The organism is Shinella sp. SUS2 (assembly GCF_001262505.1).
Lineage (GTDB): Bacteria > Pseudomonadota > Alphaproteobacteria > Rhizobiales > Rhizobiaceae > Shinella.
The window spans coordinates 1-23,756 of the sequence record NZ_KQ410737.1 but is presented as its reverse complement, the minus strand read 5'-3'; the positions used below and the strand labels follow the sequence as shown (position 1 = coordinate 23,756).

26 protein-coding genes are annotated in these 23,756 nt (G+C 63.8%); 13 read left to right on the top strand and 13 right to left on the bottom strand.

The features are described 5' to 3' along the window. The first annotated feature begins 20 nt into the window (after window positions 1-20). Both AKG11_RS22370 and AKG11_RS22365 read left to right on the top strand, forming a co-directional pair. Entirely contained in the window at window positions 21-734 is a 714-nt protein-coding gene (locus AKG11_RS22370; protein WP_050745590.1) for a YdcF family protein, read from the top strand. 77 nt (window positions 735-811) lie between these two features. Then, a complete protein-coding gene (locus tag AKG11_RS22365) occupies window positions 812-1,603 on the top strand; it encodes a lysophospholipid acyltransferase family protein (protein ID WP_050745497.1) in 792 nt (263 codons plus the stop codon). On the opposite strand, the gene AKG11_RS22360 is transcribed toward AKG11_RS22365, so the two are convergent. Next, the gene (locus AKG11_RS22360; RefSeq protein WP_050745589.1) at window positions 1,604-2,155 is read right to left on the bottom strand and encodes a gamma-glutamylcyclotransferase; all 552 of its coding nucleotides are present in this window, start codon (window positions 2,153-2,155) and stop codon (window positions 1,604-1,606) included. An 85-nt stretch (window positions 2,156-2,240) separates the two neighbouring features. Here AKG11_RS22360 and AKG11_RS22355 point away from each other — a divergent pair, with 85 nt between their 5' ends. Then, window positions 2,241-3,248 carry a DUF2125 domain-containing protein gene (locus AKG11_RS22355; protein ID WP_050745496.1) on the top strand — a complete coding sequence of 336 codons (1,008 nt, stop codon included), beginning with the start codon at window positions 2,241-2,243 and terminating at the stop codon, window positions 3,246-3,248. A 33-nt stretch (window positions 3,249-3,281) separates the two neighbouring features. Here the strand turns inward: AKG11_RS22355 and AKG11_RS22350 are convergent, their stop codons facing one another. Both AKG11_RS22350 and AKG11_RS22345 read right to left on the bottom strand, forming a co-directional pair. Next, the gene (locus tag AKG11_RS22350; RefSeq protein WP_050745495.1) at window positions 3,282-4,211 is read right to left on the bottom strand and encodes a prephenate/arogenate dehydrogenase family protein; all 930 of its coding nucleotides are present in this window, start codon (window positions 4,209-4,211) and stop codon (window positions 3,282-3,284) included. A 64-nt stretch (window positions 4,212-4,275) separates the two neighbouring features. Beyond that, entirely contained in the window at window positions 4,276-5,025 is a 750-nt protein-coding gene (locus AKG11_RS22345; RefSeq protein ID WP_050745588.1) for a class I SAM-dependent methyltransferase, read from the bottom strand. Between the two features lie 91 nt (window positions 5,026-5,116). On the opposite strand from AKG11_RS22345, the gene gloB reads away from it, so the two are divergent. Both gloB and AKG11_RS22335 read left to right on the top strand, forming a co-directional pair. After that, the gene (gene gloB, locus AKG11_RS22340; RefSeq protein ID WP_023513756.1) at window positions 5,117-5,881 is read left to right on the top strand and encodes a hydroxyacylglutathione hydrolase; all 765 of its coding nucleotides are present in this window, start codon (window positions 5,117-5,119) and stop codon (window positions 5,879-5,881) included. Next, window positions 5,881-6,303, top strand: a complete 423-nt coding sequence (locus AKG11_RS22335) for a cupin domain-containing protein (protein ID WP_050745494.1) — start codon at window positions 5,881-5,883, stop codon at window positions 6,301-6,303. The genes gloB and AKG11_RS22335 overlap by 1 nt, the downstream gene beginning before the upstream one ends. Here AKG11_RS22335 and AKG11_RS22330 read toward each other — a convergent pair whose 3' ends face one another. Together AKG11_RS22330 and AKG11_RS22325 are read right to left on the bottom strand one after the other, a co-directional pair. Then, entirely contained in the window at window positions 6,304-7,185 is an 882-nt protein-coding gene (locus tag AKG11_RS22330) for an aromatic amino acid exporter YddG (RefSeq protein WP_050745493.1), read from the bottom strand. Between the two features lie 36 nt (window positions 7,186-7,221). Further along, window positions 7,222-8,013: a DUF3108 domain-containing protein gene (locus AKG11_RS22325; protein WP_371260132.1), complete on the bottom strand. Its 792-nt coding sequence runs from the start codon at window positions 8,011-8,013 to the stop codon at window positions 7,222-7,224. A 241-nt stretch (window positions 8,014-8,254) separates the two neighbouring features. Here AKG11_RS22325 and rpmB point away from each other — a divergent pair, with 241 nt between their 5' ends. Then, the gene (rpmB, locus tag AKG11_RS22320) at window positions 8,255-8,551 is read left to right on the top strand and encodes a 50S ribosomal protein L28 (protein WP_024270157.1); all 297 of its coding nucleotides are present in this window, start codon (window positions 8,255-8,257) and stop codon (window positions 8,549-8,551) included. Window positions 8,552-8,710: 159 nt separating this feature from the next. Further along, on the top strand, window positions 8,711-9,349 hold the full coding sequence (locus tag AKG11_RS22315; protein WP_023516504.1) for a VUT family protein: 639 nt from the start codon (window positions 8,711-8,713) through the stop codon (window positions 9,347-9,349). A gap of 55 nt (window positions 9,350-9,404) precedes the next feature. Here the strand turns inward: AKG11_RS22315 and AKG11_RS22310 are convergent, their stop codons facing one another. The 4 genes from AKG11_RS22310 to AKG11_RS22295 all read right to left on the bottom strand — a co-directional run bounded on the left by AKG11_RS22310 (window position 9,405) and on the right by AKG11_RS22295 (window position 14,094). Beyond that, entirely contained in the window at window positions 9,405-10,406 is a 1,002-nt protein-coding gene (locus AKG11_RS22310; RefSeq protein ID WP_050745492.1) for an esterase-like activity of phytase family protein, read from the bottom strand. Window positions 10,407-10,437: 31 nt separating this feature from the next. Beyond that, window positions 10,438-12,339 (bottom strand): cobaltochelatase subunit CobT, encoded by a 1,902-nt coding sequence (cobT, locus tag AKG11_RS22305; protein WP_037405711.1) that lies wholly within the window; start codon window positions 12,337-12,339, stop codon window positions 10,438-10,440. A 16-nt stretch (window positions 12,340-12,355) separates the two neighbouring features. Beyond that, window positions 12,356-13,354, bottom strand: coding sequence for a cobaltochelatase subunit CobS (gene cobS / locus AKG11_RS22300; protein ID WP_050745491.1), 999 nt, complete (start codon window positions 13,352-13,354; stop codon window positions 12,356-12,358). Between the two features lie 116 nt (window positions 13,355-13,470). After that, a complete protein-coding gene (locus AKG11_RS22295) occupies window positions 13,471-14,094 on the bottom strand; it encodes a J domain-containing protein (RefSeq protein ID WP_023515281.1) in 624 nt (207 codons plus the stop codon). 118 nt (window positions 14,095-14,212) lie between these two features. Between AKG11_RS22295 and AKG11_RS22290 the strand changes: the two genes are divergently transcribed. Then, the gene (locus AKG11_RS22290) at window positions 14,213-14,494 is read left to right on the top strand and encodes a BolA family protein (protein WP_023515282.1); all 282 of its coding nucleotides are present in this window, start codon (window positions 14,213-14,215) and stop codon (window positions 14,492-14,494) included. Here the strand turns inward: AKG11_RS22290 and AKG11_RS22285 are convergent, their stop codons facing one another. From AKG11_RS22285 to AKG11_RS22275, 3 genes are read right to left on the bottom strand one after another with little or no spacing between them, the layout of a single operon-like run. Beyond that, on the bottom strand, window positions 14,495-15,415 hold the full coding sequence (locus AKG11_RS22285; protein WP_023515283.1) for a transporter associated domain-containing protein: 921 nt from the start codon (window positions 15,413-15,415) through the stop codon (window positions 14,495-14,497). Continuing rightward, a complete protein-coding gene (gene aroB, locus AKG11_RS22280) occupies window positions 15,412-16,545 on the bottom strand; it encodes a 3-dehydroquinate synthase (RefSeq protein WP_023515284.1) in 1,134 nt (377 codons plus the stop codon). The genes AKG11_RS22285 and aroB overlap by 4 nt, the downstream gene beginning before the upstream one ends. 10 nt (window positions 16,546-16,555) lie before the next feature. Further along, window positions 16,556-17,149: a shikimate kinase gene (locus AKG11_RS22275; protein ID WP_023515285.1), complete on the bottom strand. Its 594-nt coding sequence runs from the start codon at window positions 17,147-17,149 to the stop codon at window positions 16,556-16,558. Window positions 17,150-17,302: 153 nt separating this feature from the next. Between AKG11_RS22275 and AKG11_RS34630 the strand changes: the two genes are divergently transcribed. From AKG11_RS34630 to AKG11_RS22255, 5 genes are all read left to right on the top strand, one after another. Beyond that, on the top strand, window positions 17,303-17,452 hold the full coding sequence (locus AKG11_RS34630) for a hypothetical protein (RefSeq protein ID WP_023515286.1): 150 nt from the start codon (window positions 17,303-17,305) through the stop codon (window positions 17,450-17,452). Beyond that, on the top strand, window positions 17,449-18,396 hold the full coding sequence (xerD, locus tag AKG11_RS22270) for a site-specific tyrosine recombinase XerD (protein WP_023515287.1): 948 nt from the start codon (window positions 17,449-17,451) through the stop codon (window positions 18,394-18,396). Before AKG11_RS34630 ends, xerD begins: the two co-directional genes overlap by 4 nt. Window positions 18,397-18,472: 76 nt before the next feature. Continuing rightward, window positions 18,473-19,426, top strand: coding sequence for an acetyl-CoA carboxylase carboxyltransferase subunit alpha (locus tag AKG11_RS22265; protein WP_023515288.1), 954 nt, complete (start codon window positions 18,473-18,475; stop codon window positions 19,424-19,426). A 192-nt stretch (window positions 19,427-19,618) separates the two neighbouring features. Next, a complete protein-coding gene (locus AKG11_RS22260) occupies window positions 19,619-21,121 on the top strand; it encodes a L,D-transpeptidase family protein (RefSeq protein WP_050745490.1) in 1,503 nt (500 codons plus the stop codon). Continuing rightward, the gene (locus AKG11_RS22255; RefSeq protein WP_050745489.1) at window positions 21,118-21,366 is read left to right on the top strand and encodes a sulfurtransferase TusA family protein; all 249 of its coding nucleotides are present in this window, start codon (window positions 21,118-21,120) and stop codon (window positions 21,364-21,366) included. Before AKG11_RS22260 ends, AKG11_RS22255 begins: the two co-directional genes overlap by 4 nt. Before the next feature lie 97 nt (window positions 21,367-21,463). Here the strand turns inward: AKG11_RS22255 and AKG11_RS22250 are convergent, their stop codons facing one another. Beyond that, a complete protein-coding gene (locus AKG11_RS22250; RefSeq protein WP_037405704.1) occupies window positions 21,464-23,422 on the bottom strand; it encodes a M23 family metallopeptidase in 1,959 nt (652 codons plus the stop codon). Window positions 23,423-23,756 lie beyond the last annotated feature (334 nt).

Here is a 23,756-nt window from a genome sequence, read left to right as displayed (position 1 = left end):
CACGTTCTATGGACGGAATCATGAACGCGCTTGAACGGGCAAAACCGGGTCTGCCGCAGGGCGTCCGGTCGGAGGGGGAGGGGCGGCGGCGCAAGGGCCCCGTCCGCCTTGCCGTGCGTGCGCTGCTCGCACTCATCCTGCTTGCCGCCGTGGCGGGTACCGGCGGCTTCCTCTATTTTGCCGAAACCGTCGCTGCGCTGGAAGCGCCGAGCGATCCGAAGGCCGATGCCATCGTGGTGTTGACCGGCGGCTACCAGCGTATCGATCGGGCAATCGGCCTGCTCAAGCAGGGAGCCGGGCAGCGGCTGCTGATCTCCGGCGTCAACCCCGCCACCAGCGGCAACCAGATCCGCAAACTCACCCAGAGCTCGTCGGCGCTTTTCGAATGCTGCGTCGACATGGGCTACGAGGCGGTGGATACGATCGGCAACGCCAACGAGACGGCGCGCTGGATCAGCGATCACCAGTTCCGCCGCGTGCTCGTCGTCACCAACAACTACCATATGCCGCGCAGCCTGCTGGAGTTGAAGGTCATCGATCCCCGAACGGAGTTCATCGCCTATCCGGTCGTCAATTCGGACCTGAAGAACGGCAACTGGCTGCGCCAGCCGGGCGTCGTGAAGGCGATGTTGTCGGAGTACCTCAAGTACAGCCTCGCGCATATCCGTGCCTTTGCAGGGGCGGGCAACTGGTCCGGCCTTCGTGGTGACATGGCGGGCCTTTCCGGTGGTTGAGATCGCTGCAACGGGAGTTTCCCCGTCCTTGAATATCGTGTAGGGCGAAGGAACGCGTCCCGCTGACAGGCTGCCCGATGATCGCTTTCCGTTCCGTCCTCTTCAATACCCTCTTCTACCTGAACCTCATCTTACAGATGATCATCATGACGCCGGCCTATTTCCTGCTGCCGCGCAAAAAGGCCTATGGCGTCGCCAAGAACTGGGCGAGGAGCAATCACTGGCTCTTCGACAAGGTCGTCGGTACGACGTTCGAGATCGAAGGATTGGAGAATATCCCGGCCGATGGCGGTTACATCTTCGCACCGAAGCACCAGTCCTTCTGGGATGCCTATGCGCTGCTGCCCTGGCTCGACGATCCCTTCTACATCCTCAAGCGCGAGCTGACCTGGATTCCGCTCTTTGGCTGGTATCTGAAGAAGCAGCGCATGGTGCCGGTCGATCGCAGTGCGCGTGGCAAGGTCATGGCCGCCGTCATGCAGCGCACCAAGGAAGAGATGAATTCCGGCCGCCAGCTCATCATCTATCCGGAAGGCACCCGTCGCCCACCGGGCGCGACACCGGAATACAAATACGGCATCGCTCGCCTCTACCGGGATCTGCAGGTGCCTGTCGTGCCCGTCGTCATGCATCCGGGCCTGTTCTGGCCGCGCCGCAAGTTCGTCCGTTATCCCGGCCACTTCAAGGTGCGTATCCTGCCGGCGATCGCGCCGGGCATGGATCCCGATGCCTTTCTCGCCCATCTCGTCGAGGTGATGGAGACGGCGAGCGATCGGCTGCTGGTGGAAACCGTCGCGGAAAATCCTAACCTGCCTCTGCCGCCGACGGCAGAGCAGCGGCTGGCGGAGCTGAAGGCGCACACCGCCTGATCAGGCGAGGCCTTGCGTGTGGAGGTTTTCCGCGGTGCGGCCGACGTCCTCCAGCCAATGGTCGCGGATACCCATGGCGCGCAGATGCGTCAGCGTGTTGCGCACATAGTCGATGTTGTGGCCGGACTTGCCGATGGCAGCGCTGACGGTCGTCGCCGCCTCCTCAATGGAGAGCGAGCCGGCGAACTGGTGATGGGCACGGTCGCAGATGTAAGCGAGCGTCGAGACGCGCCGGCCGTCGCCCAGCGTCGCGGCAAGCGTGCGCTCCTTGTAGACATGGGTCACCAGTTCCCGCTCGCGCAGGTAGTCGACCACGGCCTCCTGGCTTGCGGGGGCGATGCGGAAGGCAACGCCGCGGCAGGAGCCGCCGCGATCGAGGCCCAGCACGAGGCCGGGCTTGGTCTCGGTACCGCGATGGACCCAGGAGCGCACGCAGAGCGAACGGCGGAAGCCGAAGAGATGGGCCGGCTGCTGTTCCTCGAATTCGAAGCCCGGATTCCACATCAGCGAACCGTAGCCAAAAACCCAGAATTCGTTCATATCCACCGTCACCTGGACCATCTCTCAAAAAGCCGCCGCAATTGCCGGCTTTGACGCGCTTGCGGGCAAATCATGTCCGCCACCATTGGAGAACAGCATGGCATCGTCAAGCCACGCCGGCACATCCGGCGTCACGCGCAAACTCGTCCGGCTCGCCGTTGCCGTCGTTCTCGTCGTCGCGCTCTATACGGGCGGATGGTTCTACGCCGCAAGCTGGTTGAAGGACACGCTGGATCGGCAGCTCACTGCATCCGCACAGGGCATGCATTCGGCCTCGTGCAGCAACCTTTCCGTCCGCGGCTTCCCGTTCCGCATCGGCCTGTTCTGCGACGCGGTCGGTATCGACGATCGCCCGGCGGGTCTTTCGGCGTCCTTCGGCGCACTTCGCTCGGCTGCGCAGGTCTATCGCCCCGGCCATGCGGTCGTCGAGCTCGACGGGCCGGCGCAGGTGCGCGTGACGCCCGATCTCGTCTTCGACGCAAACTGGGACCTCATGCGGGCAAGCGGCACTGCCTGGACGAACGGGCTCGATCGCGCCTCGGTCGCATATGACGGGCTGAAGGGCCGGCTCAACGTGCCCTCGGAGGCCGTGTCGCTTGGCGTGACGGCTGCCCACGGCGAAAAGCACATCCGCCAGTCGGGCGGTGCGCTCGATGTCGCCGCCTCCTTCGACGCGCTCTCGCTCGATCTTGGCGACAGGGTGCTGCCGCCGCTTGATGTTGCGGCCGACATGACGATTGCCGATGCGGCGACATGGATTTCCGCCGAAGGGCCGCCGGCTGGTGCGCCGCTCGGCGCGAATGTGGAGCTGCGCCGCCTGTCGCTCGACCTCGGTGACGGCAAGGTGGCGAGCCTTTCCGGCCCGCTCAGGGTGGGCGACGATGGGTATCTCTCGGGTACGCTCGATCTCGACATTGCCGGCATCACGGTCTGGCGCGACCGGATTTCCGAGGCCTTTCCGGAGATCGCGGAAACGGCGACGCAGGTCGCACAGGTGATCGAAGGCCTCTCGAAGGGTGGCGACCGGGCCGTGGTAAAACTCAATGTGCAGGAAGGGACCGTTTATCTTGGCCTCTTCCCGATCGCCTTCATCCCGCCGGTCTGACGCCTCGTTCCGGCGGGATCCCGCGGAAAATGCTCAGCCCTTCTTGTCGGCGACCGGCCGGCCGAAGTTCGGTGCGGATGTGTCCTGACCCGCATCGATGATCGAGCGGCGGATGGCGCGGGTGCGCGTGAACAGGTCGAAGAGCTTTTCGCCGTCGCCCCAGCGAATGGCGCGCTGCAGATAGGCGAGGTCCTCGGAAAAACGCGCCAGCATTTCAAGGATCGCGTCCTTGTTATGCAGGCAGACGTCCCGCCACATGGTCGGATCCGAGGCGGCGAGGCGGGTGAAATCGCGGAAGCCCGAGGCCGAGTATTTGATGACTTCCGATTCCGTCACGGTCTCGAGGTCGTCGGCTGTGCCGACGATGTTGTAGGCGATGATATGCGGCAGGTGCGAGACGATGGCGAGCACCTTGTCGTGATGCTCCGTATCCATTTCATCGACCTTCGAGCCGAGGGCTTCCCAGAAGGCGGCGAGCCGGCGCTTGGCTTCCTTGTCTGTGCCGTGCACGGGCGTGAGGATGCACCAGCGGTTCTGGAAGAGTTCGGCAAAGCCGGCGTCCGGACCGGAATGCTCGGTGCCTGCCAGCGGGTGGCCGGGGATAAAATGTACGTTCTTCGGCATATGCGGCAGCATCTGTGCGACGACCGAGGCCTTGGTGGAGCCGACATCGGTGACGATGGCGCCGGACTTCAGGTGAGGAGCGATGTCCTCCGCGACCTTGCCGGAGGCGCCGACGGGCACCGACACGATGACGAGATCGGCGTCTTCGACGGCTTTGCCGGCGTCGTGGACGTAATCGGTGCCGAGCTCGAGTTCGCGGGCGCGGTCGAGCGTCTCCTGGCTGCGGCTCGAAATGGTGACGGTCTTGGCAAGGCCCTTCGCCTTGACGGCGCGGGCGATGGAAGAGCCGATGAGGCCGATGCCGATCAGCGCGATCTTGTCGAAATGTCCGTCCGTCATGCCCTTCGCCCTTCGTTTCCGCGTGGGCCCGCTCTAGCGGGCGGGCCGGCATTTGTCGAGGGGATCAGCGTTGGGCGCGCTCGCGCGTCGTCGGCACGCCGTGTGGGGCGAGTACGGGCACGAAGACGCGGCGTGAGGCGCGTGCGGCAACGGGCAAGCCCTGGTAGAGTCGCTTCTGGGCCTCGACGATGATGACGCCGGAAAACATCGGCCAGAGCGTTCGGCCTAGCCGCTCGAAGGCGCCTCGTAGTTTCTGCACGCTGCGCAGTTTGGAAGGCGGAAAGAACAGCGCCTCGGCCGAGGCGCCGGGTGTGAAGTTGGTCTCGCGCAACAGCGCGGTCAGCTGGCGGCGCGAATAGGGCCGGCCGGAGCCGAAGGGCGTGTGCTCCATGCGTGCCCAGACGCCGCGCCGGTTCGGCACGACGATGACGAGCCGCCCGCCGGGGGCCAGCACGCGCCAGAGTTCCTTCATCGTCTCGCGCGGGTTTTCCGCAAACTCCAGCGAATGCACCATCAGAACACGATCGACCGAAGCGTCCGGTAGTGGCAGTTCTTCGTCGAAGACCAGGGCCGTGGAGGAGAGCTCACTCGGCGGCCAGTTCACCGCACCCTGGCCCGCCGGCATGAAGGCGAAGGTACGCTCCGTATCGGCGCGGAACCGTTCCAGATAGGGCACGGCATAGCCGAGCCCGACCAGCCGTTCGTCCGGCAGGCGCGCCCAGAGCGAAGCGAGTGCCATCGCGATCGAATGATCGGCGAGGCGCCCGAGCGGCGAGTGGTAGAATTCGCGAAGGTCGACAATATCGGCATGCATGACCTGAATGTGCGCGATGGGCCGGTGGACTTCAAGGCCGATTGCCTTACATTCCCGCCGACCGCTCAGCCAATGCGATGAGGAATGCATCATGATCCCGCTGGAAATAGACCTCTTTCCCTGCCGCAGCGACAATTTCGGCGTGCTGCTGCATGATCCGGCAACGGGGGCAACCGCGAGCATCGACGCACCGGAGGAAAAGCCGATCCTCGACGCGCTCGCCCGCCGCGGCTGGGCGCTCAGCCACATTTTTACGACGCACCATCACAACGACCATGTCGAGGCCAATCTTGCGCTGAAGGAGCGTTTCGGTGTGACGATCATCGGTCCGGTGCGCGAGACGATCCCGGGTATCGATCGCAAGGTGGATGGTGGCGACAGTTTTGACTTCGCCGGCCGGCGGGTCGAGGTCATCCTGACGCCGGGGCATACGGCAGGACATATCTGTTTCCATCTGCCGGCGGAAAAGCTGCTCTTTGCGGCTGACACGCTTTTCGCGCTCGGCTGCGGCCGGCTCTTCGAGGGCACGCCGGCGCAGATGTGGGAGTCGCTGTCCAAGCTCGCCGTGCTGCCGGACGAAACGACCGTCTATTTCGGCCATGAATACACGCTCTCCAATGCGCGTTTTGCCAGGACCGTCGATCCGGACAATGCCGTGCTTGCAAGCCGCGTGGCGGAAATCGAGGCGATCAGGGCGGCTGGCGGCTTTACCGCGCCGACGACCATCGGCCTCGAAAAGGCAACCAATCCCTTCCTGAGGGCTGCCGAACCCTCGATCCGCCGCCATCTCGGCATGGCGGAAGCGCGTGACGCCGAGGTCTTTGCGGAAATCCGTGCGCGCAAGGACCGGTTCTGATGACGCCGCAGGATATCATTGCCCGGCTCGGTATGGAGCGCCACCCGGAAGGCGGCTGGTATGTGCAGACCTTTCGCGACACAGCGGGTGGCACGCGCGGGCATTCGACGGCGATCTACTACCTCCTGGAGCGGGGTGAACGCTCGCACTGGCATCGGGTGGTGGATGCGGTCGAGGTCTGGCACCATTATGCCGGTGGGCCGCTGGCGCTTTCGGTGAGCGACGGTATGGAGCGGGCGGAGGCTCAGGTGCTCGGGCCGGATCTTGCGGCCGGTGAGCGGCCGCAGATCATCGTGCCGGCGAACTGGTGGCAATCGGCCGAGCCGCTCGGCGATTGGACGCTGGTTGGCTGCACGGTCTCGCCGGGCTTCCTCTTCTCATCCTTTGAGATCGCGCCTCCCGGCTGGGAGCCGGGTGCCTGATCAGGCCAGGCTTGCTGCGGTCTTGCGGAAGATCATGTCCTTGGCGGCGAGGATGGCACCGCCCGTCACCAGCAGGCAGGCAAGGCCGATGCGCCAGGATGGTTCGGCAAAGCCGCTGAGAATCAGCACGAGCGTCGAGAGCAGCGGTGCGGCATAGCTTGCGGCCCCGAGGATCTGGATGTCGCCGTTCTTGACGCCGAAATCCCAGGCATAGAAGGCAGCGCCGACCGGCAGCAGGCCGAGCCCGGCGATGGCGAGCCATTCGAAGCCCGTCTGCGGCCAGACGGTGGTTTCCAGCATCAGGTGGCAGGCAAGCGAAAGAAGGGCGGTTGCGAGGCAGAAGCCGGTTACCACATCCGTCGAGACCGCCTCGAAGCGGCGGGTGAGCAGCGAGTAGCCCGACCAGGTGAAGGCACAGAGAAAGGCTGCTCCATAGCCGATGAGGTAGGCCTCGTCGAAGGCGAAGCCGTTGCGGCCGACGATGAGCACCGTGCCGCCGAGGCCGAGAAACGCGCCGACGACATGGTTCCACTTCAGCTTTTCACCCGGCAGCAGCGCCGAGCCGACGACGATGAGGAGCGGCCAGAGATAGGCGATGAGGCCGGCTTCCACGGCTGGCGCGTTGCGCAGCGCGGTGAAATATAGGAAGTGATAGCCGAAGAGGCCGAGGATGCCCGTGATCCAGACCTTCGCCGGCTGCCGAAGCAGCCTGGCGCGCTCCGGCCGGGCGATGAGCACGAGCATGCCGGGCAGGCTTCCGATGAGGAAGCAGACGGCCGAGAGCTGGAAAGGTGGCATCTTGCCGGAGGCCGCGGTGAAGAGCGCGAGCAGCGACCACATCAGGATCGCCGAAAAGCCAATCAGGGTTGCACGCGTCTTCAAGGCCGATCACTCCGGTCGTCCGACCGGAGCCATGTGTCAACCGCCGAAGCGCGTGGCCGAGACGGTGACAGGGCCGAGCTTGGTCGGAATCTGCACATAGACCGGAGCATATACCTTCGCTCCCTCGGCCTTGGCAAACCAGATTTCCATCGTCTTCAGCTTGCGCAGATATTCCACGTCGTCACGGCCTTTCTTGTAGCCGGATTTCGGGACGAAGCGGATGCCGCAGACGACGACCTCCCCCTCGAAGCCCTTGGTGGAATAGGGCTTGGTGCCCTTGGAGCTCAGCTTCAGGTCGAGGCGGCTTTCGCCGTCGAAGATCGGCAACGTCTTCGGGCAGATACGGCTTCCTTCCGGGATGATGAGGCCGGAGATCGGGTCGAGCACGGCGCGCATGTCGGCGGTGGAGACGGGCACCCAGTTCTTCGGCTTGCGCCGCGGCGGCGTCATGCTGGCGGCGATGACATTGCCGTTGTGGAAGGTCACGTCGATGGCGCGGCTGCGCTTGCCGCTCTTGTAGTTCACCGAATAGTTCGTGGCGTGCAGCCGGCCGCGGCTGACGGTGCCGGAAACCGATGTCGTACCCTTGGTGCTCGAGAAGATATCGGCAAGGCCGGCCGATTGCATGCTGCCGGAAATCGTGTAGCGGTTGCCGTTGAAGGCCGAGCGGAAGGTGGCGGTGGCCACAGGCAGGCCGGACAAGCGGATGCTGTAATCCGTGCGGTGCTCGATTTCCGCCGACGAAAGCGGCGTCGCGCCACCCGCCAGGGCAACCGACATGACTGCGCCTGCAACCCAAACCCGCCCGTTCATCTTCACGACTCCCATTGAGACGCTCCGCCTAGTCTGCCATTGCGGCGATTCTACGCCGTGGCAAAAGCCCGATCCATTTGCTCTTGCCTGCAAATCATGGCCCTTGGCAACTGAATTCCCGATGAACGGCAGGTTTGGCTTGACGTCGGCGTCGCGTGTGACTATAGAACCGCAACTTTCCAAAAAGGCCAGACGGACTGCGGCCGGTTTCGGTGCCGGAAACGTATTGTCCTGAACCAAGAAAAATAGGTGTACCATGTCCCGTAGTTGCGAATTGACCGGCAAGGGCGTCCAGTCGGGCAACAATGTGAGCCACGCAAACAACAAGACGAAGCGCAAGTTCCTGCCGAACCTGTGCAATGTCACGCTGATTTCCGATGCCCTCGGCCAGCGTTTCCGTCTTCGCGTTTCCGCTGCTGCCCTCCGCTCGGTCGAGCACCGCGGTGGCCTCGACGCCTTCCTTCTGAAGGCTGAAGAGAACGAACTGTCGATGCGCGCTCGCCTGCTGCGCCGCCAGATCGCCAAGAAGACCGCTGCTGCTGTCGCTGCCTGATTTCAGGCCCTAAGCTGCGCTGCTTTTATTGAGGCTTGACCGGGTTCCGGCCAGGCCTCAATGCTGTGTGCATAGCGTGGCGCAAAAAGCGCAATTCCGGGCGCAACTCCTGGAATTGCTTCATCCACTCCAGCTGGTGGCATCACCCAGGGTAAAAAAATGCAAGCGAACCGCATTACGATTCTCTATGTCCTCCTGATGACGGCCGTCGTCGTCGCGTCAAACGTGCTCGTGCAATACCCGCTCTCAGGCGAACTGTTCGGCATCGCCCTCGGCGATCTCCTGACCTATGGCGCCTTCACCTATCCGGTCGCCTTCCTCATCACGGACCTCACCAACCGCCAGTTCGGGCCGCGTGTCGCGCGCCGTGTCGTTGCGGCCGGTTTCCTCGTGGCAGTGGTGTTCTCCTTCGCGGTCGCCTCGCCGCGTATCGCGATCGCGTCCGGCTCGGCTTTCCTGTTCGGCCAGTTGCTCGACATCTCCGTCTTCAACCAGCTCCGCCGGCAGGCCTGGTGGCGCGCGCCGCTGATCGCCTCGCTGATCGGCTCGCTGCTGGATACGATCCTGTTCTTTTCCCTCGCCTTCGCGCCGGCCTTTTCCATCTTCGGACCGAACGATGCCTTTGCCATCGAATGGGCGCCGGTACTGGGTGTTCTCACCGCGGAAGCTCCGCGCTGGGTATCCTGGGCGTTCGGGGACTTTACGGTAAAGATGCTGGTCGGTATCGCCATGCTGCTGCCCTATGGCGCGCTGATGAGCAGGCTGAAGCCGATGCCGGGTGTTGAAAAGACCACTTGAGACGAGTGGAAATGGTGAATGAAGAAGAGCCGTCCGGCGTTTGCAGGGCGGCTCTTTACTTTTCCGGAAGCAGGCGGAACTCCAGCATGAGGTTGCGCTGGAGAATGGAGTGGTTGTCGTCGGAAACGACGATGAGGCGGATGTCGTCATCCGCCATGGCGACGACGTCCAGTCCTTCCATGTTGTCGATCTGGTGGCTGAGATCGACGTCGATCAGCACGTCGCCATCGACCACGGCGCCGGGGCGGATCTTTTGACCCTCGATCCGGCGGATGCGCATGCCGATGCCGTCAGAGAGGCGGAAGCGGCGCTCCAGCAACAGGAGGTCGCCATTCGGCAGGAAGGCGCCGTCGGTGATGTCCCACGGGTCGTTGCGGGTGACCGCGAAGATACCGGCGCGCGGGCCGCCGAGTACGGCGGCGAAGACGTTCCCATCGGCGTCGAGGCTGCGTTCCGTGACGGTGACCGGTACCGCACCGAGCGGCCCCGCCTCCGGCGACATTGCCAGCGTCTCCATGCCGCGGTTGCTGCGCAGCTCGCGCAGGGGAAAGGGCAGGGCGAGGCGGCGTGCAGGCCTTTCCTCCATGAAGCCCGGATCGGGGTAGGTATCTATACGGTGGAGGTTCTCGAAGCTCACCAGTACCTCACCCTTGCCGAGGGCAAGGCCTTCGGCGTCCATCTGGTACTTAACGTTCTCGTCCTGGCCCTTGTCGTTGAGCATCGAACGGGCCTTGAGATCGGCAAGACCGCTCAGCCGGCCTTCAGCGTCCCGCTCGATGCGGCCGGTGAGCCAGTGGCCGGTATCAAGCACGGCGACGAAATCCTGGCGGTCGGGGCGAAAGCGGATCGCCGAGACCGCGCCAAGCAGGGGATTGCTGGACGAATAGCTGATGCCGCCGAGGAATTCGAGCTTGCCGAAGGTGCGTTGGTCAGAGCTGAAGGTGAAATGTGTGATGGTGTTGCTGGTGACCGGTAGCTCGACGGCCTCCCCCGTTGCAGCCTTCGGCAACGGCAGCGAAAGCGCGATGGTGGCGGAGAGGAGCTGGAGACCTCGCAAAAGGCCTCCGTTACGCCGCTGCGCCGCTGCTTCAGCCGGCACGGCGGCGGCCGGCAGGGCGTCGGCTGGTGGCCTCGTCGGCGAAGAGCGAGGCGAGCTGTTCCGTCATGGCGCCAGCCAGTTCGTCGGCATCGACGATCGTCACGGCGCGGCGATAGTAGCGTGTCACGTCGTGGCCGATGCCGATGGCGAGAAGTTCGACCGGCGAGCGGGTCTCGATCTGGTCGATGACGGCGCGCAGGTGCCGCTCCAGATAATTGCCGGGGTTCACTGAAAGTGTCGAATCATCGACCGGCGCACCATCCGAGATCATCATCAGGATACGGCGCTGCTCCGGGCGGGCGAGTAGGCGGTCGTGTGCCCAGATCAGCGCCTCGCCGTCGATGTTTTCCTTCAGCAGGCCTTCGCGCATCATCAGGCCGAGATTGCGCCTTGCACGGCGCCACGGGGCGTCGGCGCCCTTGTAGACGATGTGGCGCAGGTCGTTGAGGCGGCCGGGCGATTGCGGCTTGCCGCTGCCGAGCCATTTCTCGCGTGACTGGCCGCCCTTCCACGCCTTGGTGGTGAAGCCGAGGATCTCGACCTTCACGCCGCAGCGCTCCAGCGTGCGGGCCAGGATGTCGGCGCAGGTGGCAGCGACGGTGATCGGCCGGCCGCGCATCGAGCCGGAATTGTCGATGAGGAGCGTCACGACCGTATCGCGGAAGGTGGTGTCCTTCTCACGCTTGAACGAGAGCGGCTGCATCGGATCGATGATGATGCGTTGCAGGCGGGCGCTGTCGAGGTAGCCCTCCTCGAGGTCGAACTCCCAGGCGCGGTTCTGCTGCGCCATCAAGCGGCGCTGCAGGCGGTTGGCGAGGCGGCCGACCGCGCCCTGAAGGTGGGCAAGCTGTTTGTCGAGGAAGGCGCGCAGGCGGTCGAGTTCGGCCTCGTCGCAGAGTTCCTCCGCGGTGATCGTCTCGTCGAATTCCTGTGTGAAGACCGAATAGTCGACCTTCTCGTTGAAGTCGGTAAAGGGATGGTTCGGGCGGCGGACCTCGCCCGGCGTTTCGCTGTCGTCGCCGTCGTCATCGACGAGGTCGTCGTCGGAGATTTCCGCGCCGTCCATCTCGCCTTCGTCCATCTGCTCGTCGGACGTCTCGTTCTCGTCGGCAGGTGCGGCGTCGTCGCCAGCGTCTTCCTGGCTCTCGTTGTCTTCCTGTTCGTCGCTGCGCGGCTGATTCTCGTCCTCGGGCGTCTCCGAATCGTCAGGCTCGGTTTCGTCCTCGCCATACTGTTCTGCGACGTTCATCGAGGCGAGCATATTGCGCACCACGCGGGAAAAGGCCTGCTGGTCGTTGATGGCGGCGGTCAGGCCGTCCATGTCCTTGCCGGCCTTGTCGGTGATGAAGTCGCGCCAGAGGTCCAGCACCTTGCCGGCGGAGGCAGGCGGGGCCTGGCCCGTGAGTTTTTCACGCACAATGAGCGCGACGGCCTCTTCGAGGGGCGCATCTGCCTGACGGGTGATCGCGCCGAAATTCGCCTTGGCGTATTTCTCCGTCAGCATGGTGGTGAGGTTCTGCGCCATGCCCGGCATGCGGTTGGAGCCGATGGCCTCGACGCGTGCCTGTTCGACCGCGTCGAAGATCGCGCGGGCGTCGGCACCCTGCGGCGACATGGTGGCGTGGATGCGAGCGTCGTGGCAGGCCTTGCGCAGCGCCATCGAATCACCGAGGCCGCGGGTGATCGCGACTTCGGTGGGCGAGGGACGCTTCGTCAGTTCCGGCAGGCGAATGCGCTCGCCAGTCATTCCGGGCCGCTCGTTGGCGAAGGTGACCTCCACCTCGCCATCGCCGGAGACGGCGCGGACGCAACCGCTCACGGCGCGGCGGAACGGCTCCATGTCGACCACGCCGCCGGGCCTCGGCTTCGAATTGTCTCCGCGAGCTGCCATGCGCTTCTACCGGGCCCTAGGCCGTCGCCTCCAGCACGATGTTGGCGGCACTTTCCTTCAGCTCCACACCGAAGGCGCGCTGATAGAGTTCCGCGACCAGCGTCCGTTCCAGCTCGTCACATTTGTTGAGGAAGGTGACACGGAAGGCAAAGGCGAGATCACCGAAGATCTCGGCGTTTTCACCCCAGGTGATGACCGTACGCGGGCTCATCACAGTCGAGAGGTCGCCGTTGATGAAGGCGGCGCGGGTGAGATCGGCAACGCGAACCATGCGCGAGATCGTGTCACGGCCGTCCTTGCCGGAGGCCAGGCGCTTCACCTTGGCGGCGACGATGCTGACTTCGTGATCGTGCGGCAGGTAGTTCAGCGTGGTGACGATCGACCAGCGGTCCATCTGTGCCTGGTTGATCTGCTGCGTGCCGTGATAGAGGCCCGTCGTATCGCCGAGGCCGACCGTGTTGGCCGTCGCGAACAGGCGGAAGGCGGGGTGCGGGCGGATGACGCGGCTCTGGTCGAGCAGGGTCAGGCGGCCGGCGGATTCCAGCACGCGCTGGATGACGAACATCACATCCGGGCGGCCGGCGTCGTATTCGTCGAAGACGAGCGCGACATTGTGCTGGTAGGCCCAGGGCAGGATGCCGTCCTTGAATTCGGTGACCTGCAAGCCGTCCTTGACGACGATCGCGTCCTTACCGACGAGGTCGATACGGCTGACATGGCTGTCGAGGTTGACGCGCACGCACGGCCAGTTGAGGCGCGCGGCGACCTGCTCGATATGGGTCGACTTGCCCGTGCCGTGGTAGCCGGAGACCATGACGCGGCGATTGTGCGCAAAGCCCGCGAGAATGGCGAGGGTGGTTTCCCGGTCGAACAGGTAGTCCGGGTCGAGGTCCGGTACGTAAGCGTCCGCCTTGGAGTAGGCCGGGACCTTGAGGTCCGTATCAATGCCGAAAACCTCCCGAACGGATACCGTGGTATCGGGGAGGTTGGAAATATCGAGATCCATCTTGCTCATCACGTCTCCGCGGGCGGTGGGTTTGCCTCCACCCCAATATCCTAGTGCACGCCGACTGCGCCTTTGCCTGATAGCATCGTGCGAAACCGGGCGATTCCGTCCGGCCGCAAAATGCTCTAGCAGAAGCCGGCCTGCTTTAACAATTGATATGCTTGGATGACCGCGCGAAAACGCTCTTCCGAGCCTCTATCTCCGCCATTTGCATCGGGGTGATGCTTTTTGACAAGGGCTTTGTAGGCGGTCTTGATATCCTGTGCTGTCGCATCGGCGGAAAGACCGAGTGTATCATAGGCCTTCGCCTCCAGCGTTTTCAGCTTTCTCGCGCGCGGCTCCATCTGCGGCCGGCGGCCTTTGCCTTCGGGGAAAAAGCCGAAGGGGTCGCGGATGCGCTGATTTGCCCCGGCGGAACCCGAGCGTGCCGTGCCCTGCGCGGGGCCGTTCTTGGCGGCCTTGTTGACGCCGATCGTCCAGGTCGGACGGTGACCGGTGATCGCCTCCTTCTGGTAGCGGGCGATCTCGCCGTCGGAGAGGCCGGAGAAGTAATTGTAACCCTTGTTGTATTCCTTGACGTGCTCGAAGCAGAACATGAAATACTGGCCTTCGGCATTGCGGCCGACGGGCGCGCGATGCACGGCATTCTCTTCGCAGCCATCCCACTGACAGGTCGGCGCGGAACGTTCCGGACGCTCCATGCGCCGCTTCGTGCGGATGCGGTCGAAGTATTTGGAATCGAGTTTCATGGCCCCATTATGGGGTTCAGGATGGCCTGCAACAAGAATTGACAAAGCGGATTGTTGCTGGCTTTGTGGAACCATTTTGTGCATTGCGGCGCACGGTTTCCGCCGCCGAAGGTCTGCCATGTCCATGAAGTCCAGCATCACCGAAAAGCTGACCGCGGCCTTCGCGCCGGAGCGGCTCGATGTCCTCAACGAGAGTCACCTGCATGCCGGCCATCAACCGGATTTTAACGGCGAGGGGGAAACGCATATGCGCGTGCGCATCGTCGCTTCCGCCTTTGCCGGCATGAGCCGCGTGGCGCGCCACCGGGCGATCAACGATCTGGTGAAGGCGGAGTTCGATGCGGGCCTGCATGCCCTGGCCGTCGAGGCGGCGGCACCTGGGGAGGCAACCCGCTGGTGATCAGGTCCGCGGCGCTTCCGGCTCGACCGGACGGACGCGCAGCTTGGTGATGCGGTTCTTCACCCGCTTCATGACGATGAAGCGCTTGCCGTAGAAGGTGAAGGCCTGGCGCTCTTCCGGGATCGATTTCGATTCGTGAATGACGAGGCCGGCAATGGTCGTTGCTTCCTCGTCGGGGAGGTTCCAGTCGAAGGCGCGGTTGAGGTCGCGGATCGTCACGCCGCCGTCGACGACGAGCGAACCGTCCGCCTCCTGCCGCACGCCCTGCATGTCGACATCCTTCTCGTCGGAGATATCGCCGACAATTTCCTTCAGAATGTCTTGCAGGGTGACGAGGCCCTGCACCTCGCCATATTCGTCGACCACGGTCGCGAAATGCTCCTTGCGGCGCAGGAATGCGGCAAGCTGCTCCTTGAGCGTCGTGGTGTCGGGCACGAACCAGGGTTTTTGCGCCACCCGGGTGATGTCGAGGTTCTTCGGCTCAATACCCGGCTCCGCCAGCGCGCGCAAAAGATCCTTGGCGTGCACGACGCCGACGATGTTGTCGACGGAGCCCGCCCAGAGCGGCATGCGCGTATAAGGGCTTTCCAGCACGGCCTTGACGATCTCCTCTGGTGGATCGCCGGCGTTCAGCGCCCGCATCGTCGTGCGATGGACCATGATGTCGGAGACCTCGAGCGCATCGAGGTCGAGCATGCCGGAGGATTTTTCCCGATCGGACTTTGCCGCTGCGCCGTCGCGGGCAGACTGGCCGTTCCGGCGGTCTCCCTCCGCTTCGCGCGCGTCCTGATGTCTGCGCCAGAGCGCGGCGATCGAACGGCGCCAGCGGAAAAGAACCACAACGAGAACAATGAGGCCGAGCAGCAGAATGACCAGCGGCCAGGAGACGGGAGCGAGCGCGGCGGGCGTGTCGCTGTTCATTTCGGCAGCTTTTCCTTGAGGAAAGCGATGACCTCGGATTGCGGCACGTCGTCGGCGACGAAGGACTGGCCGACGCCGCGCGTCAGGATGAAGGTGAGCTTGCCGCCCTTGACCTTCTTGTCCTGGGCGATGGCGTCCATCAGCACGTCCGCCGGCGGCAGGCCGCCCGCGATCTGGTTCATGGCGGTCGGCAGGCCAACGTCGGCGAGATGTGCCTCCACACGCTTGCCGTCGTCGGGGCTGGCAAGGTTCATGCGGGCGGAAAACTGATAGGCAAGCACCATGCCGATCGAGACGCCCTCGCCGTGCACGAGGCGGGCGCTATCATACTGCGTCGCCGCCTCCAGCGCATGGCCGAAGGTATGGCCGAGATTGAGCAAAGCGCGCTGGCCGTTCTCCCGCTCGTCCGCGGCAACGACGTCGGCTTTGGCCTGGCAGCTCGTGGCGATCGCCTCGATGCGGGCCTCGCCGCCGGCAAAGACGGCACGCCAGTTCTTTTCCAGCCAGGCGAAAAAGTCCGGTTTGTCGATCAGGCCGTATTTGGCGACTTCAGCATAGCCGGCGCGGAATTCACGCAGGGACAGCGTATCGAGTACATCCGTATCGGCGAGTACCAGGTCCGGTTGGTGGAAGACGCCGATGAGGTTCTTGCCGTGTGGCGAGTTGATGCCGGTCTTGCCGCCGACGGAGGAATCGACCTGCGCGAGCAGCGAGGTCGGAACCTGAATGAAGCGCGAACCACGGCGCGCGATACCGGCGGCAAAGCCGGTGAGGTCGCCGATGACGCCGCCGCCGAGCGCCACGACCGCGTCGTTGCGCTCGATGCGGGCGGCGAGCACGCTGTCGCAGACGCTGATCAGGTGTTCGAAGCTCTTCGTCTTCTCGCCGGCCGGCAGCACGAGAGAGACGGCCTCGATGCCCTCCGCCTTCAGCGCGGCCATGAAATTGTCGAGATAGAGGGGGGCGACATGCGCGTCTGTGACGACGGCGATCTTGCGGCCCTTGAGGCGGCTGGCGATCTCGCGGCCGGCGGCGGCGATGAGGCCGGGGCCAATCAGGATATCATAGGAACGGTCGCCCAGATCGACCCGGACGGTACGGCGGGCGTTGGCAGGTGCAGTCGCAGTCATTGTCATCTCGTCAGGCTTTCTTGGCAGCGGCGGTGATCGCGGCGAGCACCTCCTCCACCATGGTTTCCTTCTTCACATCACGCGACAGGACCGTGAGATCGGCCTGTGCATAGATCGGATAGCGGGCGTTCATGAGGTTTTCGAGCGTCTGGCGCGGGTTTTCCGTTTTCAGCAGCGGGCGGGTGTCGCGCTTGTTGACGCGCTCCCAGAGGACGTCGAGGTCTGCGTTCAGCCAAACCGAGAGTCCACCACGCTTGATGTGCTTGCGTGTGTTCTCATTGATATAGGCGCCGCCGCCGGTCGATACGACCCGCGGGCCGGAGCGCAGCAGGCGCTTGATGACGCGGGTCTCCAGCGCGCGGAACTCCGCTTCGCCATAGGCCGCGAACAGGTCGGTGATCGACATGCGCGAGACGCGCTCAATTTCATGGTCGCTGTCGATGAAGGGAATGCCGAGCGCTTGCGCGGTCATGCGGCCGATCGCCGACTTGCCGGCGCCCATCAGGCCGATCAGCACGAGGTTACGCTTGCCGAGCACGGCGCGGGCCGCCTCGGCAAGCGTGGGGGCAAGCGTGAGAGGGGGCTGGTCGGTCAGCTCGGTCATTCGCGTTTTCCGGGGTTTCGTCCCTTTCCGTATCGACAAAAGCGCTGGAAGCGTCAAGCCTCGGCGCGGATCCATCGCTTGCGCCGGGCCGTGGCCGGCCTTGCACTCGGCCTATGGTGGGGCGATATAGGGACCATCGTCCCGGAGAGTGCCATGCCGACCCTGTTCCGATTCCTGTTCTTCTGCGCCGTGATCGCCGGCTCGATCTATGGCTCGATGGTGGCGCTGGTGACGTTCGTGGAGCCGACAGAGCGCGAGGTAACGATCCGCATTCCCTCCGAACGGGTGAACTCGCAACAATGAGGGACCCATCCGCCCTTCAGGTCGAGTCCTTTCTCGAGATGATGAGCGCCGAGCGCGGCGCGGCGACGAACACGTTGCAATCCTACGAGCGGGACCTGGAGGATGCGCGTTCCTTCCTCAACGAGCGGAGCGTGCGCCTGGTTGAGGCGGCTCCGGATGATTTGCGCGCTTATCTTGCCCATCTCGCCCGGCAGGGCTTTGCGGCGTCCTCTCAGGCCCGACGGCTCTCGGCGCTGCGGCAGTTCTTCAAGTTTCTTTATGGCGAGGGGCTGCGCGGCGATGACCCGACCGGCATTCTCGACGCACCCCGCAAGGGTCGGTCGCTGCCGAAGACGCTGAGTGTCGAGGATGTCGGCCGCCTGATCGCCCGTGCGGAGGTCGAGGCGGCGGAGCCGGGCAACACGCTTCTGCTGCGCCGCCGCATGCATCTTCTGGTGGAGCTTCTTTATGCAACCGGTCTGCGCGTCAGCGAGCTCGTCTCGCTCCCGGCCAGCGTGCTGGCGCAGACCGGTCGTTTCCTCATCGTGAAGGGCAAGGGCAACAAGGAGCGGCTGGTGCCGTTGTCGCGCGCCGCCGTTGCAGCTCTCGAAACCTATCGCGAAGCGCTGGCCGCCGATATCGGCGATGATCCGGCTGCGGGCGCCTTCCTGTTTCCGGCAAAGAGCAAGGAGGGGCATCTTCCGCGCCAGGTGTTTGCCCGCGACCTGAAGGCGCTGGCCGGGCGAGCGGGAATCCGGGCCTCGACGCTCTCGCCACACGTGTTGCGCCATGCTTTCGCCAGCCATCTCCTGCAGAACGGCGCGGACCTGCGCGCGGTGCAGGAACTGCTCGGCCATCAGGACATTTCGACGACACAAATCTATACGCATGTGCTGGAAGAACGGCTCCACCAGCTCGTTCAGACCCATCACCCCCTTGCCAAACAGGCAAAAAAACCGGATTAGGACCCCTCTTCATGCCACTGGCCCTTGGCCGACGGCATCCTGACGCGGTTTGAGCAAACGATCGGAAACGCATCTCATGCACAACTACCTCGATTTCGAAAAGCCCATCTCGGATCTCGAAGGCAAGATCCACGAGCTCCGCAAGCTCGCCGAGGAAGATGAGAGCATCGACACGACGGATGAGGTCGGCCGGCTGGAAGTGCGCGCCCGGGAGGCGATGGCCGATATCTATGCGAAGCTGACGCCCTGGCAGAAGACGCAGGTTGCGCGCCATCCCCAGCGCCCGCATTTCCTCGATTTCGCCGCCCAGCTCTTCGAAGAGTTCACCCCGCTTGCCGGTGACCGCAAGTTCGCCGAGGACGAGGCGATCCAGGCTGGCCTCGGTCGTTTCAACGGTGAGGCCGTCGCCATCATCGGGCAGGAAAAGGGCAACGACACCAAGTCGCGCCTCAAGCACAATTTCGGCAGTGCTCGGCCGGAAGGCTACCGCAAGGCGATCCGCGTCATGGAAATGGCAGACCGCTTCGGCCTGCCGATCATCACGCTGATCGACACGGCGGGCGCCTATCCCGGCATCGGCGCGGAAGAGCGCGGCCAGGCCGAAGCCATCGCCCGCTCCACTGAAATGTGCCTCAATGTCCGCGTGCCGATCGTTTCGGTGGTGCTGGGCGAGGGCGGTTCGGGCGGTGCCATCGCGATCGCCACCGGCGACCGCGTCTATATGCTGGAACATGCGATCTACAGCGTGATCTCGCCGGAAGGCGCCGCCTCCATCCTCTGGCGTGATTCCACGCGGGCCAAGGAAGCGGCCAGCAACATGAAGATCACCGCCGAGGATCTGAAAACCTTCGGCATCATTGACGGGATCATCCAGGAGCCTGTTGGTGGCGCGCACCGCGATCCGCAGGGTGTTATCGCCCGCACCGGCGACGTCATTGCGGCTGCGCTCAAGGATCTTTCGGCAAAGCCGGGCGACCAGCTGCGAAAGGATCGCCGCCAGCGTTACCTTAACATCGGCCGCCAGCTCTGAGCGGATTCTTGCCGATCGGCGGCTTTCGCCCCATCTCGGCCATAATCCTTGTGTCTGAAACGGTGCGGCGTGCCGGCAGCCTCGCAAAAGAATTTCCGGTTAACACTTTATGAAGTATAAGCCGGTTACCACTGCGCGTCCGCCCGCCGGCGCGACGGCTTGCGATCTCGTGATTGTTGACGGACCTCTGGAATGCGCCTGACTGCTCTTGCCGCCGTATCGCTTCTTGCTGTGGCCGCCGCCGGCTGCACCAACGAGACGCTCGACACGTTCGATAAAGTCGACGTCGATATCACCAAGGTTTCCAAGAAGACCGACTACCAGCTTTCCTCGGCGGTGCTCGGCAAGCTTTCCTCGATGAACATCGACCGGTCTTCGCCGATGATGCTGCGCATCTTCAAGGAAGAGGGCCGGCTGGAGTTGTGGAAGGCCGACCGCTCGAACCGCTACCAGCTGGTGCGCAACTACAAGATCTGCGCCTGGTCGGGCAAACTCGGGCCGAAGATGAAGGAAGGCGACCGTCAGGCGCCGGAAGGGTTTTATCCGCTTTCCAAGGCGAACATGAACCCGAACTCGAGCTATTTCCTGGCCATCAATACCGGCTTTCCGAATGCCTTTGACCGCGCCAACAAGGCGAGCGGCACGCATTTGATGATCCACGGCGCCTGTTCGTCGTCCGGCTGCTACTCGATGACCGACGAGCAGATGGTCGAGATCTTCGCCTTCGCGCGTGATGCCTTCAATGGCGGACAGTCGACGATCCAGCTCCAGGCGTTCCCGTTCCGCATGACCGCGGAAAACATGGCGCGCCACCGCGACAATCCGAATATCGACTTCTGGAAGATGTTGAAGGTCGGTTACGACCATTTCGAGCTGACCAAGCGTCCGCCGGAGGTCAATGTCTGCGAGAAGAGGTACGTCTTCAACCAGCAGGCCGACAAAGCCTTCTCGCCGGTGGGTGCCTGTCCGGCGATGACGACGCCGGCGAGCCTTGAAGTGGCGCTCGGCAGCTACAACAAGACCTACGCGGCAGCCTATGCCAAGGCCATGCAGAAATATGACGGCACGGTCTGGGTCGAGCCTTCGGAAGCCCAGCGCAAGGCGATCGTCGCCGACCAGCGCAAAGGGCGTGAACTCGCCTATGCGCCGACCGGCAATTCGCTCGATGCCGGCAAGCTGATGACCACCCGCGAAATCGCCGAGCAGAAGCGTAAGGTCGAAGAGGCCGAAAAGCGCAAGGTCGAGGCAGCGGAGCGCGCGGTTCGCGAGGCCGAAGAGGCGAAGCTTGCGGCGGAACAGGCGAAGATCAAGGAAGCGGAAGCCTTCGCTGCCGATGTCGCGGCTGAAAAAGCCGAGAAACAGGCGCGGGGCGCGGGCGCACTACCAGTGCCGGAAGAAAATCCGGGCGTTGCCGCCGTCGAGAAGAAGGACGTAAAACCCTTCTGGAAGTTCTGGAACAACAAGGCCGAGCCGCGCAAGGCTGAGCCTGTTGCCGAGGTGACCGAGCAGAGCCAGCAGGATGCGGGTCGGCAGGCAGTACAGAAGACGGAGAACACCGTCGTCGCGACCACCGGCCAGCCTGTTCAAAAGCCGGTTGCTGGTGCCGATGCGCTGCCGGTGCCGGAAGAAAATCCGAGCGTTCAGGTCGTCGAAAAGGCGGCGGAAAAGCCGTTCTGGAAGTTCTGGCAGAAATGACCGCGCCAGGGACCGGCGTCGATGCCGAGGTCTACGACCTGCGCGGCCTGAAATGCCCACTGCCGGTGATGAAGACGCGCAAACGCCTTTCGACGATGAATGCCGGCAGCGTGCTCTGGGTGGAGACCACCGACCCGCTGGCCGTCATCGACATTCCCCATTTCTGCCACGAGGATGGCCACGCGCTCGAAGCAAGCGAGCGCGTCGAAGCGGGGCATCGTTTCCTGATCCGCAAGAAGGCGTGAACCTGCGGCTTCGTGTTTTTCCGCTCGATTGATCTGGTTTCGAATGACGGGTGCCATTCGCCCGTACATTGTTGGCCGTTCAAGCTGTCCCCGGGTCTTAATGGCTCTCGGCGACTTCCGTCGTTCCGTCGCCGCGCCCGAGCAGGTCGTCGATACGCTTGCGCTCGACCTCGAACTGGGTAAGGGCCTTGCCCTCTAGCGACTTGCCGCCGGGCAGGCGGATCTTCAACGCGTCCACCTTGTTGCCGTTGACGATCATCTCGTAATGCAGGTGCGGGCCGGTCGAAAGACCGGTCGAGCCGACATAGCCGATAACCTGGCCTTGGCGGACCTTGACGCCGGGCTTGATGCCCTTGGCGATGGCGTTCTGGTGATTGTACGACGAGACATAGCCATTGGCATGGCGGATCAGCGTCTGGTTGCCGTAGCCGCCGGAATCCCAGCCTGCCTTCTCGACGACACCGTTGCCGGCCGCGATGATGGGTGTGCCGCGCGGTGCCGACCAGTCGACACCGGTATGCATGCGCGAAAAGCCGAGGATCGGGTGGCGCCGCATACCGAAGCCGGAGCGGAATGTGCCGTTCGGGACCGGGTTGCGCAGCAGGAACTGCCGGATGCTCTTGCCGTTCTCGTCGTAATAGTCGACGGAATCGTCTTCCGGGTTCTGGAAGCGGTAGACGCGGGTTTCCGTGTCGCCGAACTTGGCATCGAGGAAGAGGATTTCCGATTCCTCGGTGGCCGCGCCGTTCTGGTCGGTGACGGAGAAAAAGGCTTCGAGTGAATCCGTCGGTCGCAGCTGCGCCTGGAAATCGACATTGCTGGCAAGGACACGGATGACCTCCGCCGTCATGTCCTTGCCCATGCCGTAGGAAAGCGCGGCGCGATAGATGCCGTCATAGACGCGTGGCAGGTCGCGTCCCGCGATGATGGCGGGCCTGTCGTCGTCGTCGAAGGCGGTGGCGACGGCGTCGAGCACCGGCGGCTCCGTTCCGTTGACGAAGCGGCCTTGGTCGTCAAGTGCGGCGGTCGTCACATGGCGGCCGCGCGAATAGACGCTGGCGCGCACGATGCTGGCTTCCTTGCCCTTCTGCACGATGCAGATGCGCAGCACGTCGCCCTCGGCCAGCTGCTTGCTGCCCAGCGGGCTTTCGAGATAGGCGGAAAGGTCTTCGGCCTGGGCCTTCGTGTAGCCGGCGGCCGTCATGATCTCGCCGATATCGGCGGCGCGGCGCACGGGGATGACGTCGTCGGCATATTCGGTATCGTCGGGCGTCAGCGTATCGAAGGTCGAGACGCTCATGTTCTCTTCGACGATGCGGGCCGTCAGGCCCTGCAGGAGGTCGAGATCGGACGAGTCCGAGGCGAAGCGCTGCGGATCCACATAGTAGAGGGAGGCGACCTGCGTGCTGCCGTCCGTCAGCACCGAGCCGTTGGTGCGCACATTCTCTTCGACCTCCTCGATCGACATCTGGTCGGCATAGTCGAGCGCCGAGCCGCCGGTCGGAAAGGCGTCGGTCTGCAGCGCGACCTCCGATTCGACATCCGAACCATAGATCGTACCCATGCGCGAGGCGGGCGCTGCATCCTTGCCATTGGTGGAGAAGATCGCGAGCGGGTCGAAGCGCGGATAGTCCTCACTCGTCGCGTGGTTCGCGGCGAGCGCCATCTTCACATGGGCGAAGGGCTGCCGGCGCACCACTTCCTTCTCGCCGTCATGGATCACGGTGGAGATTTCCATGATCTTCTTGTCAGCCGGCTTGGCGACGATGGCCGTCTCGACCACGCGTTCGCCGCGCTTTGCCGTTTCGCCGGACTTGCTGGTCTGGTTCGCCGTGCCGAGGGCCGCAAAGGCTTCGGCCGGAATGGCGAGCTGCTGGCGCCCGTCGAGCGCGGCGAACAGCGCGACACCCATCAGGATGGAGGAGGTGATACCGGTCAGGAACGTGCCGGAGAGCCAGCGCAGCGAGATTTCCCGGCGGTCGGGCGCCTTGCGTCCGTCGGCGAGAATCGGCGGTTCATTGCCGAGGGATCGGATCATGTTCCGGTCAGTGGTCATGCCGATTGCGCTTCGCCCTGTGTCGCGGTCTGTTTTCAGCGCGGGACCATGCACGCAGGAAGGCATGCGAGTCAAATCACGCTCGTTCTTGTGACCTCCTCTAGAGTGCCGGAATGTGAAAATCTGAGGGCAAGTCGGGGCAAACGCCTTTTCTTCCGCCGGAAAACCCTGAAAATCCGGGGGAATCGCACGGCGGACGTATCTTTCTGCCGATTTTTTCAAAAAACTGTCACATGCCCTGTTGACGGTTCAAAAGTGTGGGCCTATAACCCGGCCATCGAACGAGAGCGGCGGCGCTTCTGGCGGCCGACGAGCTCGCTCTAGGGTTTCCTGA

What these genes read in the sequence shown, in the direction of transcription:
- AKG11_RS22275 (WP_023515285.1), bottom strand. Translation starts at nt 17,149, where the DNA reads ATGACCGAGCTGACCGACCAGCCCCCTCTCACGCTTGCCCCCACGCTT.
- rpmB (WP_024270157.1), top strand. Translation starts at nt 8,255, where the DNA reads ATGTCCCGTAGTTGCGAATTGACCGGCAAGGGCGTCCAGTCGGGCAAC.
- gloB (WP_023513756.1), top strand. Translation starts at nt 5,117, where the DNA reads ATGATCCCGCTGGAAATAGACCTCTTTCCCTGCCGCAGCGACAATTTC.
- AKG11_RS22345 (WP_050745588.1), bottom strand. Translation starts at nt 5,025, where the DNA reads ATGCATGCCGATATTGTCGACCTTCGCGAATTCTACCACTCGCCGCTC.
- AKG11_RS22255 (WP_050745489.1), top strand. Translation starts at nt 21,118, where the DNA reads ATGACCGCGCCAGGGACCGGCGTCGATGCCGAGGTCTACGACCTGCGC.
- cobT (WP_037405711.1), bottom strand. Translation starts at nt 12,339, where the DNA reads ATGGCAGCTCGCGGAGACAATTCGAAGCCGAGGCCCGGCGGCGTGGTC.
- AKG11_RS22365 (WP_050745497.1), top strand. Translation starts at nt 812, where the DNA reads ATGATCGCTTTCCGTTCCGTCCTCTTCAATACCCTCTTCTACCTGAAC.
- aroB (WP_023515284.1), bottom strand. Translation starts at nt 16,545, where the DNA reads ATGACTGCGACTGCACCTGCCAACGCCCGCCGTACCGTCCGGGTCGAT.
- AKG11_RS22335 (WP_050745494.1), top strand. Translation starts at nt 5,881, where the DNA reads ATGACGCCGCAGGATATCATTGCCCGGCTCGGTATGGAGCGCCACCCG.
- cobS (WP_050745491.1), bottom strand. Translation starts at nt 13,354, where the DNA reads ATGAGCAAGATGGATCTCGATATTTCCAACCTCCCCGATACCACGGTA.
- AKG11_RS34630 (WP_023515286.1), top strand. Translation starts at nt 17,303, where the DNA reads ATGCCGACCCTGTTCCGATTCCTGTTCTTCTGCGCCGTGATCGCCGGC.
- AKG11_RS22265 (WP_023515288.1), top strand. Translation starts at nt 18,473, where the DNA reads ATGCACAACTACCTCGATTTCGAAAAGCCCATCTCGGATCTCGAAGGC.
- AKG11_RS22295 (WP_023515281.1), bottom strand. Translation starts at nt 14,094, where the DNA reads ATGAAACTCGATTCCAAATACTTCGACCGCATCCGCACGAAGCGGCGC.
- AKG11_RS22285 (WP_023515283.1), bottom strand. Translation starts at nt 15,415, where the DNA reads ATGAACAGCGACACGCCCGCCGCGCTCGCTCCCGTCTCCTGGCCGCTG.
- AKG11_RS22315 (WP_023516504.1), top strand. Translation starts at nt 8,711, where the DNA reads ATGCAAGCGAACCGCATTACGATTCTCTATGTCCTCCTGATGACGGCC.
- AKG11_RS22355 (WP_050745496.1), top strand. Translation starts at nt 2,241, where the DNA reads ATGGCATCGTCAAGCCACGCCGGCACATCCGGCGTCACGCGCAAACTC.
- AKG11_RS22350 (WP_050745495.1), bottom strand. Translation starts at nt 4,211, where the DNA reads ATGACGGACGGACATTTCGACAAGATCGCGCTGATCGGCATCGGCCTC.
- AKG11_RS22325 (WP_371260132.1), bottom strand. Translation starts at nt 8,013, where the DNA reads ATGGGAGTCGTGAAGATGAACGGGCGGGTTTGGGTTGCAGGCGCAGTC.
- AKG11_RS22370 (WP_050745590.1), top strand. Translation starts at nt 21, where the DNA reads ATGAACGCGCTTGAACGGGCAAAACCGGGTCTGCCGCAGGGCGTCCGG.
- AKG11_RS22290 (WP_023515282.1), top strand. Translation starts at nt 14,213, where the DNA reads ATGTCCATGAAGTCCAGCATCACCGAAAAGCTGACCGCGGCCTTCGCG.
- AKG11_RS22250 (WP_037405704.1), bottom strand. Translation starts at nt 23,422, where the DNA reads ATGACCACTGACCGGAACATGATCCGATCCCTCGGCAATGAACCGCCG.
- AKG11_RS22260 (WP_050745490.1), top strand. Translation starts at nt 19,619, where the DNA reads ATGCGCCTGACTGCTCTTGCCGCCGTATCGCTTCTTGCTGTGGCCGCC.
- xerD (WP_023515287.1), top strand. Translation starts at nt 17,449, where the DNA reads ATGAGGGACCCATCCGCCCTTCAGGTCGAGTCCTTTCTCGAGATGATG.